Origin of the sequence: Mycobacterium riyadhense (assembly GCF_963853645.1) — a bacterium.
In the GTDB taxonomy this organism is placed as follows: Bacteria; Actinomycetota; Actinomycetes; order Mycobacteriales; family Mycobacteriaceae; genus Mycobacterium; species Mycobacterium riyadhense.
This window is the reverse complement of sequence record NZ_OY970456.1, coordinates 1718728-1733386: the sequence shown is the minus strand read 5'-3', so window position 1 is coordinate 1733386 and position 14659 is coordinate 1718728. Positions and strand designations below refer to the sequence as shown.

The 14659-nt window shown below is 65.3% G+C and carries 13 protein-coding genes and 1 pseudogene; 10 read left to right on the top strand and 4 right to left on the bottom strand.

Annotated features, from left to right (window positions below; translation table 11 throughout):
• The first annotated feature begins 12 nt into the window (after positions 1 to 12).
• The 4 genes from AADZ78_RS07915 to AADZ78_RS07900 all read left to right on the top strand — a co-directional run bounded on the left by AADZ78_RS07915 (position 13) and on the right by AADZ78_RS07900 (position 4161).
• Complete coding sequence (locus AADZ78_RS07915) at positions 13 to 822, top strand: class I SAM-dependent methyltransferase (RefSeq protein ID WP_085249283.1); 810 nt, start codon at positions 13 to 15, stop codon at positions 820 to 822.
• Positions 819 to 2402, top strand: coding sequence for a glycoside hydrolase family 57 protein (locus tag AADZ78_RS07910; protein WP_085249284.1), 1584 nt, complete (start codon positions 819 to 821; stop codon positions 2400 to 2402). The genes AADZ78_RS07915 and AADZ78_RS07910 overlap by 4 nt, the downstream gene beginning before the upstream one ends.
• Positions 2403 to 2496: 94 nt before the next feature.
• Positions 2497 to 3744: a glycosyltransferase family 4 protein gene (locus tag AADZ78_RS07905; protein ID WP_085249285.1), complete on the top strand. Its 1248-nt coding sequence runs from the start codon at positions 2497 to 2499 to the stop codon at positions 3742 to 3744.
• A gap of 33 nt (positions 3745 to 3777) precedes the next feature.
• Positions 3778 to 4161, top strand: a complete 384-nt coding sequence (locus AADZ78_RS07900) for a hypothetical protein (protein ID WP_085249286.1) — start codon at positions 3778 to 3780, stop codon at positions 4159 to 4161.
• On the opposite strand, the gene AADZ78_RS07895 is transcribed toward AADZ78_RS07900, so the two are convergent.
• Entirely contained in the window at positions 4092 to 4805 is a 714-nt protein-coding gene (locus tag AADZ78_RS07895) for a TetR/AcrR family transcriptional regulator (RefSeq protein ID WP_085249287.1), read from the bottom strand. The genes AADZ78_RS07900 and AADZ78_RS07895 overlap by 70 nt on opposite strands.
• A 103-nt stretch (positions 4806 to 4908) precedes the next feature.
• Here AADZ78_RS07895 and AADZ78_RS07890 point away from each other — a divergent pair, with 103 nt between their 5' ends.
• Genes AADZ78_RS07890 through AADZ78_RS07875 form a run of 4 tightly spaced genes read left to right on the top strand, consistent with a single transcriptional unit; the run spans position 4909 to position 9579 of the window.
• A complete protein-coding gene (locus tag AADZ78_RS07890) occupies positions 4909 to 6039 on the top strand; it encodes a VOC family protein (protein WP_085249288.1) in 1131 nt (376 codons plus the stop codon).
• Positions 6036 to 6974 (top strand): fumarylacetoacetate hydrolase family protein, encoded by a 939-nt coding sequence (locus AADZ78_RS07885; RefSeq protein ID WP_085249289.1) that lies wholly within the window; start codon positions 6036 to 6038, stop codon positions 6972 to 6974. Before AADZ78_RS07890 ends, AADZ78_RS07885 begins: the two co-directional genes overlap by 4 nt.
• Positions 6971 to 8527 carry a bifunctional 3-(3-hydroxy-phenyl)propionate/3-hydroxycinnamic acid hydroxylase gene (locus AADZ78_RS07880; protein WP_085249290.1) on the top strand — a complete coding sequence of 519 codons (1557 nt, stop codon included), beginning with the start codon at positions 6971 to 6973 and terminating at the stop codon, positions 8525 to 8527. The genes AADZ78_RS07885 and AADZ78_RS07880 overlap by 4 nt, the downstream gene beginning before the upstream one ends.
• Before the next feature lie 41 nt (positions 8528 to 8568).
• Positions 8569 to 9579: an alpha/beta fold hydrolase gene (locus tag AADZ78_RS07875; protein ID WP_204903438.1), complete on the top strand. Its 1011-nt coding sequence runs from the start codon at positions 8569 to 8571 to the stop codon at positions 9577 to 9579.
• Positions 9580 to 9796: 217 nt separating this feature from the next.
• On the opposite strand, the gene AADZ78_RS07870 is transcribed toward AADZ78_RS07875, so the two are convergent.
• On the bottom strand, positions 9797 to 11707 hold the full coding sequence (locus tag AADZ78_RS07870; protein ID WP_204903439.1) for a serine/threonine-protein kinase PknD: 1911 nt from the start codon (positions 11705 to 11707) through the stop codon (positions 9797 to 9799).
• A 267-nt stretch (positions 11708 to 11974) separates the two neighbouring features.
• Between AADZ78_RS07870 and AADZ78_RS07865 the strand changes: the two are divergent.
• Together AADZ78_RS07865 and AADZ78_RS07860 are read left to right on the top strand one after the other, a co-directional pair.
• Positions 11975 to 12211: pseudogene (locus tag AADZ78_RS07865) on the top strand (hypothetical protein); the annotation flags it as partial.
• A 175-nt stretch (positions 12212 to 12386) separates the two neighbouring features.
• A complete protein-coding gene (locus AADZ78_RS07860) occupies positions 12387 to 12935 on the top strand; it encodes a DUF4333 domain-containing protein (RefSeq protein ID WP_085249293.1) in 549 nt (182 codons plus the stop codon).
• Here the strand turns inward: AADZ78_RS07860 and AADZ78_RS07855 are convergent.
• Positions 12910 to 13794, bottom strand: coding sequence for an SDR family oxidoreductase (locus tag AADZ78_RS07855; protein ID WP_085249294.1), 885 nt, complete (start codon positions 13792 to 13794; stop codon positions 12910 to 12912). The two genes, AADZ78_RS07860 and AADZ78_RS07855, sit on opposite strands and share 26 nt — an antisense overlap.
• Positions 13795 to 13797: 3 nt before the next feature.
• Complete coding sequence (locus AADZ78_RS07850; RefSeq protein WP_085249295.1) at positions 13798 to 14586, bottom strand: TetR/AcrR family transcriptional regulator; 789 nt, start codon at positions 14584 to 14586, stop codon at positions 13798 to 13800.
• Between the last annotated feature and the right edge of the window lie 73 nt (positions 14587 to 14659).

Below are 14659 nucleotides of genomic sequence, written 5' to 3'. Positions count from 1 at the left end.
CCTGCCTTAGCAATGAGCGCATTCGTCCCCGACGTACCCGCCGCCGACAAACCCCCGGCGGTCGATGCGGTGTTGACGCTGACGGGCGAGCGCACCATTCCCGATCTGGACATCGAGAACTACTGGTTTCGCCGCCACGAAGTGGTATACGAGCGGCTGGCTACCCGCTGCGCGGGCCGCGACGTGCTGGAAGCCGGCTGCGGAGAGGGCTACGGCGCCAACCTGATCGCCGGCGTCGCACGCCGGGTGATCGCGGTGGACTACGACGAGGCCGCGGTTGCGCATGTCCGCCACCGCTACCCCCGGGTCGAGGTGATGCGGGCGAACCTGGCGGAGTTGCCGCTGCCCGACGCTTCGGTGGACGTCGTGGTCAACTTCCAGGTCATCGAGCATCTGTGGGACCAGGGCCAGTTCGTTCGCGAGTGCGCCCGGGTGTTGCGCCCCTCGGGGCTGCTGATGGTGTCCACCCCCAACCGGATCACCTTCTCGCCCGGCCGCGACACCCCGATCAACCCGTTTCACACCCGCGAGCTGAATGCCGACGAGCTCACCGAATTGCTGGTCGACGGGGGCTTTTGCGAGGTGGACATGTGCGGGTTGTTTCATGGCCCACGCCTGCAGGAGATGGACGCTCGCCACGGCGGCTCGATCATCGACGCCCAGATCGCGCAAGCGCTGGCCAGCGACGACGGAGCACCCTGGCCGCCCCAGCTGGCCGCCGACGTCGCGGCGGTGACCACCGCCGACTTCGACATAGTGCCCCGCGGCATGGGTGACATAGAAGCCAGTTTGGACCTCATTGCAATCGCGGTGCGCTCTTGATGTCGTCCGCAACGCCAGTGCCCGGCCTGTTCACACTGGTGCTGCACACGCACCTGCCGTGGCTGGCGCATCACGGCCGCTGGCCGGTCGGCGAGGAATGGCTCTACCAGTCATGGGCGGCGGCCTACCTGCCGTTGCTGCGGGTGTTGCAGACGCTGGCCGACGAAGATCGCCACGGCCTGATCACGCTCGGCATGACACCGGTGGTCAACGCCCAGCTCGACGACCCGTACTGCCTCGACGGTATGCACCACTGGCTGGCCAACTGGCGGCTGCGTGCGGAGGAGGCTGCCAGTGTGCGCTCTGCTCCGCGCTCGGAATCGGCAAGTTATCTGTCGTGCACACCGAAGGCGTTGCGGGCCTTCGGCATTCGCGAGTGCGCCGAAGCGGATGTAGCGCTTGACGACTTCGCCACGCTGTGGCGCCACGGCGGCAGCCCGTTGCTGCGCGGCCTGATCGACGCCGGCACCGTCGAGCTGCTGGGCGGCCCGTTGGCCCACCCATTCCAGCCGCTGCTGGCGGCGCGGCTGCGCGAGTTCGCGCTGCGCGAAGGCCTGGCCGACGCAGGGCACCGGCTGGCCCACACCCCAACCGGGATTTGGGCACCCGAATGCGCCTACGCACCGGGTATGGAGCACGACTACGCCGCCGCGGGGGTCAGCCACTTTATGGTCGACGGCCCGTCCCTGCACGGCGACACCGCTTTAGGCAGGCCGGTTGGCGACAGCGACGTGGTCGCGTTCGGGCGTGACCTGCAGGTCAGCTACCGGGTGTGGTCGCCGAAATCCGGCTACCCCGGACACGCCGCCTATCGCGATTTCCACACCTACGACCACCTCACCGGTCTCAAGCCGGCCCGGGTAACCGGCCGCAATGTTTCGTCGGACGCCAAGGCGCCCTACGAACCCGAACGCGCCGATCGCGCGGTTGACGTCCACGTCGCCGACTTTGTCGACGTGGTACGCAACCGGCTGCTGTCGGAGTCCCAGCGCATCGGCCGACCCGCCCATGTGGTCGCGGCCTTCGACACCGAGTTGTTCGGCCATTGGTGGTACGAGGGACCGACGTGGCTGCAGCGGGTGCTACGGGCGTTGCCGGCCGCCGGCGTGCGGGTGGGCACCCTACGCGACGCACTCCACGACGGATTCGTCGGCGATGCCGTCGAATTACCGCCCAGCTCTTGGGGTTCCGGCAAGGACTGGCAGGTGTGGAACGGCGAGAAGGTGGCCGATTTGGTCCAGCTCAACGCCGAAGTTGTCGACACCGCGCTGTCCACCGTCGACAAGGCTCTGGGGACGCAAACGGCATCGCTGGACGGACCACTCCCCCGCGATCACGTGGCCGACCAGATCCTGCGCGAGACGCTGCTGACCGTGTCCAGCGACTGGCCGTTCATGGTGAGCAAGGATTCCGCGGCCGACTACGCCCGCTACCGCGCGCACTTGCATGCACATGCCACCCGGGAGATCGCCGGCGCGCTGGCCTCCGGCCGGCGCGACAGCGCACAAAAGCTGGCCGACGGATGGAATCGCGCCGACGGCCTCTTCGGCGCTTTGGATGCCCGTAGGCTGCCGCGGTGAGCGCCCCCTTGTCCGGCGAGCGCGCGTGTTTGTACGGCGACACGCCGCCGCACGCGGCATTTTGCGCACCCTCGCAGCGGAATAGGACACGCGCATGAAGATCCTGATGGTGTCGTGGGAGTACCCGCCGGTCGTGATCGGCGGGCTGGGCCGGCACGTGCATCACCTGTCGACCGCGCTGGCCGAGGCCGGACACGACGTCGTGGTGCTGTCTCGCCGCCCCACCGGCACCGACCCCAGCACACACCCGTCCTCTGATGAGGTCAGCGAGGGCGTCCGGGTGATCGCGGCGGCACAGGACCCGCACGAGTTCACCTTCGGCGACGACATGATGGCGTGGACTCTGGCGATGGGCCACGCGATGATCCGCACGGGTCTGTCCCTAAAGCGATACGGGTCCGACCGGCCGTGGCGCCCCGATGTGGTCCACGCACACGACTGGCTGGTTGCCCATCCGGCCATTGCACTGGCCCAATTCTACGACGTACCAATGGTTTCCACGATTCACGCGACGGAGGCCGGGCGGCACTCCGGCTGGGTCTCGGGGGCGCTGAGCCGTCAGGTCCACGCGGTCGAGTCGTGGCTGGTGCGTGAATCCGATTCGCTCATAACATGTTCAGCGTCGATGCGTGACGAGATCACCGAACTGTTCGGACCCGGCCTTGCCGAAATCACGGTGATCCGCAACGGCATTGACGCGGCACGCTGGCCATTCGCGGCCCGCCCCCACTCTCGCAGCGGGCCGCCAGAGCTGCTCTACGTCGGACGGCTGGAGTACGAGAAGGGCGTGCACGATGCCATCGCAGCGCTGCCCCGGATCAGGCGCCACCACCCCCGTACCACGCTGACCATCGCCGGCGACGGTACCCAACAGGAATGGCTCATCGAACAAGCCCGTAAACACAAGGTGCTCAAGGCAACCCGGTTCGTCGGTCACCTCCACCACGACGAACTGCTCGCCGCGCTGCACCGCGCCGACGCCGCGGTGCTGCCCAGCCATTACGAACCGTTCGGGCTGGTGGCATTGGAAGCCGCCGCGGCCGGTACCCCACTGGTGACATCGAACATCGGTGGCCTGGGCGAAGCGGTGATCAACGGGCACACCGGGGTGTCGTGTCCACCGCGCGACGTGTTGAGGTTGGCTGCCGCGGTGCGGACCGTGCTCGACGATCCGGCCGCCGCGCAGCGACGCGCCCACGCGGCCCGAGAACGCCTCACTTCCGACTTCGCGTGGCAGACGGTCGCCGAGGAGACCGCGCAGGTATACCTGGCCGCCAAGCGCGGCGAACGCCAACCGCAGCCACGGCTGCCCATCGTCGAACACGCGTTACCGGACCGTTGATCCGGGCCGACCTGCCACCAGTAGCCTCGTCGTGTGACGAATCGCCACTTTCCCTATCGGTACGATCCTCGGCTTGCCCCACTCTGGCTGCCGTTTCGATGGCCGGGTAGCCAAGGCGTGACGCTGACCGACGACGGCCGGTTCGTCGCCCGCTACGGGCCCTTTCGCGCCGAAGCCCCGCTATCTCACGTGCGCGACGCGCACATCACCGGCCCGTACCGATGGTGGACGGCGGTCGGCCCCCGACTGTCGTTCGTCGATGACGGGCTCACCTTCGGAACCAACGCAGATGCCGGGGTTTGCGTCCACTTCGACCCCCGTATCCACCGGGTGATCGGCCTGAAGGATCACTCAGCACTGACGGTGACGGTCGCAGATACCGAGGGACTGGTCGCCGCGCTCACGGGTGCGACGTAGGCGTCCCGGTCCTCGCTGAGCGCATCGACATCCAGCGGCATGTTGCACAATCGGTGCGCGTCGTCGGCGGACAGCCCGAACATCCTCAACAAATCCTCCGTGACTTGGTCTGTGGCCCGTGCCGCGTCGCGGTCGGGTTCGTCTTGCAGCAATTGACCGAGACCGAGCAGCGCGCCTGCGGCGACCGCCATCGCCAGTTGCGGGTCGGCCTCCCGAAATCGCCCGGCCGCGGCTGCGGCCGCGATGTCGCGCTTGGCGCGTGGCGCCAACCCACGGTCGGCGGTAATCATGCGCAGTCCGTGGTTGAGAACGATGCGGCTGTCCGGCCGACGAAACATGCGCCCCGTCAGCCGAAAACTAATAGCGAAGGCTTCGGCGGGATCGTCGATCGATGCCGTTAACGCATCGAGCAAAGCCCCGTGGGCGTCGAGTACTTCATTAATGGCGGCTTCGAAGAGCTCTTCCTTGCTCTCGAAGTGGTTGTAGAACGAGCCGACGCCGACATCGGCGGCCTGACTGATGTCCTGGATCGGCACATTGAGCTTGCCGGTGGCGATGAATCCCTGCGCTGCGCTGATCAGAGCTTCGCGGGTGCGTTGTTTGCGCCTTTGCAGGCGGTTGGGTGACGCGTTGGCGTTTGCCACAGACGACAGCTTACCTCACTTGTGAATATTTCTTCACAAATCTTGACTGACGGACGGTTCGTGAATGAAGATATCTTCAACTAGCAGAGGTTGGAGACGCTTCATGACGCAGGACGTCGCAGCACACAGTGGCTTACACAGCGAGAACGGCGCCCATAGAGGCGAGCATCCCGGCCGCTCGCGTAATCCCGTGATCAAGGTTCACGACATCGCGTGGCTGGAGTTCGAAAAGCCCGATCTCGATCGCACCGAGACCTTCGGCAAGGCATTCGGGTTCGCCATCGCCGCCCGCACGCCGAACGTGCTGCACCTGCGCGGCGCTGACGCGGGGGTACCGTGCATGCTGATCCGTCGCGGGCGCCGGTCTCGCTTCACTGCGGCCGCCTTCACCGCCCAAGACGACAGCGATCTGCTGCGGCTGGTGGGCGCGACGGGACGTCAGGCGCGCGGTCTGCCACCGATGCTTGGCGGCCGAGCCGTCGACCTCATGGATCCAAACGGGTTCACCGTTCGCGTGGTGGCGGGCACCCATCAGCTCGAGCCGTTGCCGGCACAGGCGCCGCGCACCCTCAACGTCGCGCATGATCTCAAGCGCGTCAACGCAACCCAGCGCCCGCCACGTAGACCCGCCAAGGTGCAACGGCTCGGGCACCTGGTTCTGCAGACCCCCGCATATCTACAGACGCTCAATTGGTACCTCGACACCCTGGGAATGATCGTCAGCGACTTCCTGTTCATTTCCGGCCAGCGCGACCGGGGACCGACCATGAGCTTCATCCGCTGCGATCGCGGCACGACGCCCGCCGACCACCACACGCTGGCGCTGTCATTGGGAGCGGCCAACCGTTATGTGCATTCGGCATATCAGGTTTGCGATCTCGACAGCCTGGCGGCGGGCGGCGAATACCTCGCCGAGTGCGGTTATCACCGGTCTTGGGGAATCGGCCGCCACATTGAGGGCAGCCAGATATTCGACTACTGGCGCGACCCAGACGGGTTCATGGTCGAGCACTTCAGCGACGGAGACATGTTCGACTGCTCCGTGGAGCCGGGCTGGGCACCGTTCGCCGCCTCGCGACTAGCTCAGTGGGGGCCTGCGCCGACCAAAGATTTCCTCGGCACTAGTCCCAAATCCTTACCGCGCGAGGCGCTGTCAGCCGTCAGCGCACTGCGCGCCGACAACGAGCTCGATTGCCGCCGCCTGATCGGCCTGATGAAAGCAGCCAACTCATGACCGTCTCAGTGCTGCGCACCAGTGACGACTGGTGGGTGCAAGTATCCAGTGGGGCAGTCCAAGTCGCTACCGACGCGGTCAGCACCGCGCAGTTGCTCGCCGACCGCGAGGCCATCAACGCGGCAGCGCAAGGCGATGACGTTGTGCCCGTGGAGAGCCTGCAGCTCGTCTCACCAGTGACGGCGCCATGCCGGGTGGTGGCTCAGATGACAAACTTTGCCTCACACGTCAACGACTCCGGCATGGACCCGAAGACGACCCCATTGACGTTCTTCCGCAAAGCCTCGGGCTCGATCAGCGGGCCGTTCGACGACATCGTCAAACCCGATCATGTCCAGTTTCTGGACTACGAGGTCGAAATCGGGTTAGTCATCGGCCGAGAGCTGCCTGTCGGCGCCACCATCACCGCGGCCAATCTGTCCGATTTCGTTGCCGGTCTGGTGGTCGCCAACGATGTATCGGCTCGTGACATCCAGCTTCCCAAAACCCAGTTCTACGAGGCTAAGTCGTATCCGACGTTCACTCCCGTCGGCCCGGCGATGGTGTTGCTGGACGCCGACGAACTCAATCGTTTCGGCGACCTGCGGCTCCGATTGCAGGTCAACGGCGAAACCAGGCAAGACATGGTGGTCGGTGGCGACATCATCTACTCACCCCTGCAAGCACTGCAGGCACTCACCCGGTTTCAACACCTCCAACCTGGCGATTTGCTGCTGACGGGTACACCGGTGGGTACCGCGTTCAGCGCTCCCCCAAAAACGGTGCAGATCATCAGTTCCCTGCTGCCGCCCCCGGTCAAGTGGACGGCCTTCTTCAAGCAGCAGGCCAAGAATCCCAGGTATCTGCATGACGGCGACATCGTCGAGGCCAGCGTGGCCACCGACGACGGCACGATCGACCTGGGCAGCCAACGCACGGTAGTGCGGTACAAGTGAACCCATCACCGCGCTCAGCGCCGGTCGTCATCGTCGGCGCCGGCCCGACCGGCGTCACGGCGGCAACCTTGCTTGCCCAATACGGCATTTCGTGCCTGCTTCTTGACCGGTGGGAAACCGTGTACCCGCAACCGCGGGCGGTGCACCTCGACGACGAGATCCGACGGATCATGGGTCGGCTTGGCATCGGCGACGAGTTTGCTGCGATAACGCGCGCGGCGCTGGGTCTGCGCCTTGTCGACAAGGAATTGCGAACGCTGGCCCAGTTTGACCGCGATCCGGCGCGTAGCATCCACGGTTTCCCTCAGGCCAACATGTTCGACCAACCCGAGCTGGAAGGAATCCTGCGGGCAAACCTAAAGGAGCACAACTGCGTTCGTTTCCAAGGAAACGCTGAAGTCACCCACGTCAGCCAACACGAGCCTGCCCCGGTGCGAGTCGAGTTCACAGATCGGATCAGCGGCGAGGAACACGTCGTCGACGCCAGCTACGTCTTGGGTTGCGACGGCGCCAACAGCGTCGTCCGTGCCTCGATCGGTGCGGTGATGGGCAATTTGCGTTTCGCCCAACGCTGGCTCGTCGTCGATGTGACCACCGACGCCGCAATCGACCTGTGGGACGGCGTATATCAAGTCTGCAATCCAGACCGGGCCGCCACCTACATGCGGGTCGGCGACAACCGCTACCGCTGGGAATTTCGGCTTCGGGAGGGTGAAACGGTTGACGACTTCGCCTCACCGCAGACCCTCTACCGGTTGATTTCCGCTTGGGTGACTGACATCTCGCCCGACAGGTTGTCCCTGGTCCGCGTCGCGGAATACACGTTTGGTGCCGGCGTAGCAAGCTCATGGCGCCAGGGCAATGTCTTCCTTCTCGGCGACGCCGCTCATCTCACGCCGCCGTTCATCGGCCAAGGCATGAGCGCTGGAATACGCGACGCAGCGAACCTGACCTGGAAGCTAGCCGGCGTGCTGAGTGAAATCCTTCCCCCCAGTGTTCTCGATACCTACCAACGGGAGCGCAAACCCCACGCACGGGCCATGATTGGGCTTGCGCTGACCATGGGCTGGTCGATGACGGCCGGCGGGCGGACCGGCAACGCCGTCCGCCGCGCCCTGATTCCGCGGCTGCACCACATCCCGGGTGCGCGGCAACTCATCACGAGCAGCAGGACCCCAGCACTCCGGTCAAGTGCCCTGGTGCACAAGACGTTCCGTGGCCGACGCCTCGCGGGAAGGTTGTGTCCGAATCCCGAACTGTCTGACGGCACCCGGCTGGACACGGTGCTCGGGAACGGTTTCGCGCTCATCACCACCGAATCGCCCACCGCGGCGCAGCTCGGCCAACTTCGTCATCGAGGGGCCGTCATTGTCGACGCGCCGCCAGGAAGCGAACTGGCTCGGTGGCTACGGCGCGGCGGCGTCACGACGGCCGTCATCCGGCCCGATCGCACCGTCATGCAAGCCGGCCGCCAGCTCGACGACCTGTGTGACTCGGTTCCCCGATTTATGTTGTGCAGCAACGGAGTTAGCGAGCGAAAGGAATCACAATGACAACGTCGACAAATCTGTCCTACACCGAACCGCCACAACGGGTGACCGAAGAACTCGGCACCGCGCTGACGCACGCCGTCAAGTCCGTCGAGACGATGCTCGCCGAGCTTGGCGACACCACACCTGCCCGACGCAATCAGGACGGTGACATCGAGCACCTTGGCGACGTAACCGCCGTCCATCGGTTCGTCCACGCGCCGGGCGACAGCGAAACCGTCAGATGGCATTTCGTGGAATCCGGCACCCCATCAGACCACACGCTGGTGTTCCTGCATGGGGTGCCGGACTCATGGTGGCAATGGCACTACGCGCTGGAGGGCCTGAGCCAGCGGTACCACTGCGTGGCCGTCGACCTCAAAGGTTACGGTCAATCCGACAAACGCAGCGGCGACTACCGTCAGGCCGGCGTCGCAGAGCAGCTCGGTGCCCTGCTCGACGAACTGGGGATTGGCGAATTCACGCTGATTACCCATGATCGAGGCAGCCCTGTCGGTGACTACCTGGTCGCGGCGATGGGTGAGCGGGTATGCGGATACGCCCGAGGACAGCAACATCTTTGGCATCTGCACCCCCGCCTGCACCCGCAGGAACAGCTGATGCAGGCGGCCGAGGCGCCGGCCATGCTCGGCGACACGCGGCGCTTTGTCGCGACCGCCTACGCGTGGCTCACCGAACGGCCGGTAGCCCGGCACGACCTGCTGCGCACCATTGAAGAGTTCAGCCACCCGGGGATTGCCACCGCGGTGCCGCGCTACTTTCACTCCTCATCGTTTCGTCAGGAGTGGATAGACCGTCGGACCCGGCTCATTCGGTCCTGGAAGGGTCCGGTGCTTCTGCTGCAGGGAGCCCACGATCCCCTACAGCCACGCGAGTTTTACCAGGATACTGGGCTTTTGGCGATGCTCCCACCGGGCAGCGGCGTGCATCTGTTCGACACCGGTCACTTCTGGCCATTCGAGGCGCCGCAGGCGACAGTCGGCGTCCTCGCCAACTTCTGCGACCACGTCACCTCGAAATCGTCGCGGCTAGACAGCGGCGCGCCAGCGTACTGATCGGCCGTCCGCGAGCTGAACGCAACCACCCTAGGACCAGCGGGACAACACCCGAAAGCCGGTTAATCACCAGCTTTGGTCGATCATCGCGATACTCCGATACCCATGGTCGCCCCGTAACGGCACATTTGGTAGCGCCTGCAGCCGCCTGCCACGCGATCGGCTACCCTAGCGTACGGTTTGCGGCCGGATCTGGTCCCCCGGATGTTGACCCCGGTCACTGTTGCAGTTTGACGACCCGGTTGTTGTGGAAGTCGGCGACGTAGACGGCATGCGTGTTGTCGACGGCGATACCGGTAGGGTTGTAGAGCCCGGTGAACGGCAACACGGTCTGCTGGCTGGACCTGATGTCGAACTTCACGATCCGATTGTTGTCGGTGTCGGCGGCGTAGACGGCACCCGTGCTGTCGACCGCGACACCTTCAGGAGTGTTGAGACCGGTGAACGGCAGCACGGTCTGCTGGGTGGATCCGGCGTCGAGCTTCACGATCCGATTGTTGTCGGTGTCGGCGGCGTAGACGGCACCCGTGCTGTCGACCGCGACACCTTCAGGAGTGTTGAGACCGGTGAACGGCAACACCGTCTGCTCACTGGATCCAGCAGCCAGCCTAACCACCCGAGACTTCCTCTCCAGGACGTCGGCGACGTAGGCGTCTCCCAGATCGTCGACCGCGACACCCCCAGGGGCGTTCAGGCCGGAGAACGGCAACACCGTCTGTTCACCGGAGCCGGCAGCCAGCTTAAGTATCCGAGACTTGCCGATGCTGCCGATGGTGGCGTAGTCGGAGACATAGACGGCACCTTGACCATCGACCGCGACATCCCCGGGACCGTTTAAGCCGGAGAACGGCAACACCGTCTGGTGGGTGGATCCGGGCCTCAGCATGACCACCCGATCATTGCCGGAGTCCGCGACATAGACGGCACCCGTCCCGTCGACCGCGACACCCTCGGGAATGCTGAGGCCAACAAATGGCAGCACCGTCTGCAACACGGAAGCCGATGGCTGCGACACCGGCCCGGACGCTGACGGTTGCTGGCGGCGGGCGCTCAGGACGACGGTGACCATGGCGATCACCACAAACAATGTCACGGCCAGAGCGGTCAGGACCACGGCAGTGCGGTGCCGGCGGTGTGCAGACCGCACCCAGGCGGCCCCGCCGCCCGGCGGGTGCTGACTCCGGGCGGGCACCAGGCTGCGGGAGCGGGCCGGGATGCCATCTGAAGGCGTCAACGTGGGCTGCGGCTCAAGAGCCGTAGCGGTAGCCCCCGCCAGTGTCGGTGATGGGGCCGCTGGCGGCACGGTGGTGAGGGCGGCGCGCGCTGCGGCGGCGAGGTCGATGGTGCTGTGGTAGCGCATGGAGGGATCTTTTGCCATCCCCATGGCGATGACCTCGTCCATCGCAGCGGGCATACCTGCCGGATCGTGCGTGGAAGGTTTCGGGGGTGCGTCCACCATGTGGGCCAGAGCGACCTGTTCGAGAGTTTCACCGGGGAAAGGCGGCTGGCCGGTGAGGCATTGATACAGCACGCAGGTCAGCGCGTAGATATCCGAGCTGGGTTCGATTTGGCCATCGCGGAATCGTTCGGGGGCCATGTAGGCCCAGGTGCCGACGGTGACGCCGGTGGACGTCAGACCCGTCTCCCCGGCAGCCCGCGCGATACCGAAGTCGATCAGGTAGGTGAAGTCGTCCTCAGTGAGCAAGATGTTGGATGGTTTGACGTCGCGGTGCACCAATCCTTCCGCGTGGGCGGCAGCCAGCGCTTCGGCGACCTGCTCGACGATCCCGACCGCCCGCTGCGGCTGGAGCGGCCCGGCGCCCAGCACAGTCTGCAGGTCCCGTCCCTTGATCACCGGCATGGTCACGAACAACCGCCCGTCGACTTCGCCAATCTCGAATATCGCCACCACGTGGCGTTGGTTGAGGCTCGCAGCCTTGTGCGCTTCACGCCGGAACCGCTCCCGGTATTCTGGATCGTCCGCATAGTTGGCAGGCAGGACCTTCAGCGCCACGGTCCGTCCGATCAATGTGTCATAGGCCCGCCAGACCTCGCCCATGCCGCCACGGCCCAACAATTCGACCAGGCGGTAACGCCCGAACGGTGTTCCCTCGCCGTCACTATCCATTTCGCCCCTCCGCTCGGTCGAGTGAGGACATTGCCCGGAATTCGAACCCTAGAAGCTTAGGTCGGCCCACAGGACGGCAAGCCCAGTAGCTGCCAAGCAGCGACGATAGTAGGAGGATCCGGCGCGTGCGGTGTGTGTCTCGCCGTGGCTCGGCGGCCGATGGCTGCCGTCTGGCAGCGCGGGTGACAGTTGCTGCGGGATGTGGCACTGACGCTGGACCGTACTTCCGGGTGCCCAGCCGGCGAAGCAGGCGAGAAGTCCGACCAAATTCAGAACAGCAATGGCCGCCACTTCCCGTATCGATGCGATCCTTGGCTGGCACCACCCTGGCTGCCGTTTCGGTGACCAGGCAGCCAAGGCGTGACGCTGACCGACGACGGCCGTTTCGTCGCCCGTTATTGGCCCTTTCGCGCCGAGGCCCGACTGTCTCATGTGCGCGACGCACATATCACTGGCCCGTTCCGATGGTGGACGGCGGTAGGCCCTCGACTGTCGATGGTCGATGGCCGCCGCTCACGGGTGCGACCCAGCTGCGACCTAGCTCCGGCATGCCGGTCGAATCTTGTCGACGCGATTCCGACCCGCCAACCCGCCAGAGTTTCGCGGGTTCGCTTCCGCCAGAGCCGTGTGGCATGTAATTATCAGCCGATTCACAGCTGTCGGCAGCCGGGGAGGCGATATGGCGCACTCGATCGTTCGGACATTATTCGTCGCAGGTGCGGCCGTCGGCCTGATGGCCAGCGCCGGAGCTTGCTCGTGTTCGATCGGAACCTCGTCGTCACACTCGGTGAGCAAGAGCAAGGTCATCAGCCAGATCACCGCCAAGATGACCGACGCCGCGGGCAACAAGCCGGATTCGGTGACGTGTCCGGGCGACCTGCCGGCCAAGGTCGGGGCGCAGCTGAACTGCGAGATGAAAGTCAAAGACTCGACGTACAACGTCAACGTCACGGTGACCAGCGTCAACGGCAACGACGTGAAGTTCGACATGGTCGAGACCGTCGACAAGAACCAGGTCGCCAACATCATCAGTGACAAGCTCACCCAGCAGGTGGGTCAACGGCCCGATTCGGTGACCTGTCCCGACAACTTGAAAGGCGTCGAGGGTGCGACGCTGCGGTGCCAGCTCACCGACGGCCGCAAGAAGTACGGCATCAGTGTCACCGTCACCAGTGTCGACGCCGGCGATGTCAACTTCGATTTCAAGGTCGATGACCACCCCGAGTAGGGGCATTTGGCAGGCCGCTCATGCGGCGGATGATTCGGTCGAATTGCCGATCCGATAACACGCGGCGCAGCAACAGCATTCGCTTCGCACCGGCCCCAGCCGGGTACCGGGTGCGGGGTTTCTTGCTCGTGAGCGCGTGCACTACAACGTCGGCGATCACATCGGGCGTGGACCCTTGCGCCGCGTGGGTGCTGATCGCCTCGGCAGTCGCGGCGAGCTGGCGAGCGTAACGGGATCGGCCCTCTTCGGGCAGTGAGCGGATGACGTCGTCGGTGTCCCTTTCGAGCTTGCCGCGCATATCGGTCGCGACGAAGCCGGGTTCGATCACCGAGACCCCGACGCCGAGCTGGCCGAGCTCGAGGCGCAGCACATCGCTCAGGCCTTCCAGCCCATGCTTGGCCGCGACATACGGGGCCATCAGCGGTACCCCGGCCTTGCCTGCCCCAGATGTGACGTTGACTATCCTGCCCCCGCCACGGACCAACAGCGGCAGGAATGCCTTCGTAACAGCCAGCGGTCCAACAAGATTCACTTCGAGCTGATGGCGGAACGCGTCGAGCGCGAGGTACTCCACCGGACCGGGCAGCGTGGTTCCAGCGTTGTTGACAAGTCCAGCAAGTCCGGCCTCGCCGGCCCTGCCAACCGCGTCGGCCACCAGCCGCGCCGCCGCACCGATCGAGCGCTCTGCTGTCACATCGAGGAACACCGGTGTCAACCTCTCGGACGCCGCGACTCGCAGCGCTTCGCCGTCGGCTTGCTTACGTATCCCGGCGAAGACCCGAAACCCGTTGCGGTCAAGCGCAAGTGCGCTGGCACGCCCGATTCCCGTCGACGCGCCGGTAATGACGACTACCTTCATTGTTCACTCCGTCGAAACGCGCGTGGCATTGCAGAACGCCAAGGTCATCGCGTCTATCACCGTCTGCCTCGCCGGCACCGGAACTCCCGCTGCGGCAAGCCGGTGCCGCGCCAACAGGTGGACGCTGATCGGCGCGATCAGCAGCGGCACCAACAGCGACAGGGGCAGATCGACACAGTGGCCGGCCTTGATCTGGTCTTGTAGCCAACCGCCCACTGCCGCGGTGATCCGCGGCAAGACGCGGTCACGGAAGAACTGACTGCCAACGCCGTTGGGCTTCGCCAGGATTTCGGAGAACAGCGCCTCAAGGACGGCGGTGTCGTCGGCGACGGTGTCGAAGATCGCGGCATAGATCGCGCGCACTCCGGTGTCCAAGTCGGCGAACCGCTGCGGCTCAGTCGACAGCAGCCGCTCGACGACGGGCAGGGGCGCGTGCCGCTGGAACACCGCTTCGAGCAATCCCTCGCGCCCGCCGAATGCGGCGTACACCGACGTCACCGCGCAGCCCACCCGGCGTGCGATGCCCTCGACGGTGAGGGCTCCAACGCCTTCGGCGACGATCACCTCCGTCGCGGCGGCGATTGCCCGCTCGCGGACGCCGACGCGACTACCCGGATCACCACCGGCGGCTCGCACCGCATCGTTCAGCGCGTCACGGCTGCGCACACGGCGATAGATCGTCGAGCGCGAGACGCCGGCGCGGCGAGCGATCCGATCCAGCGAAAGCTCGGCGACCGGTGTCCCGGTCTGTTCGGCCTCGGCCATTGCTGCATGGACGATCACGCTGTCCATACTGCTGACACTAGGAACTATGTTTGCTTGCGTCAAGTGTCATCATCCTCGATCTAACGATGAATTCCGGCAG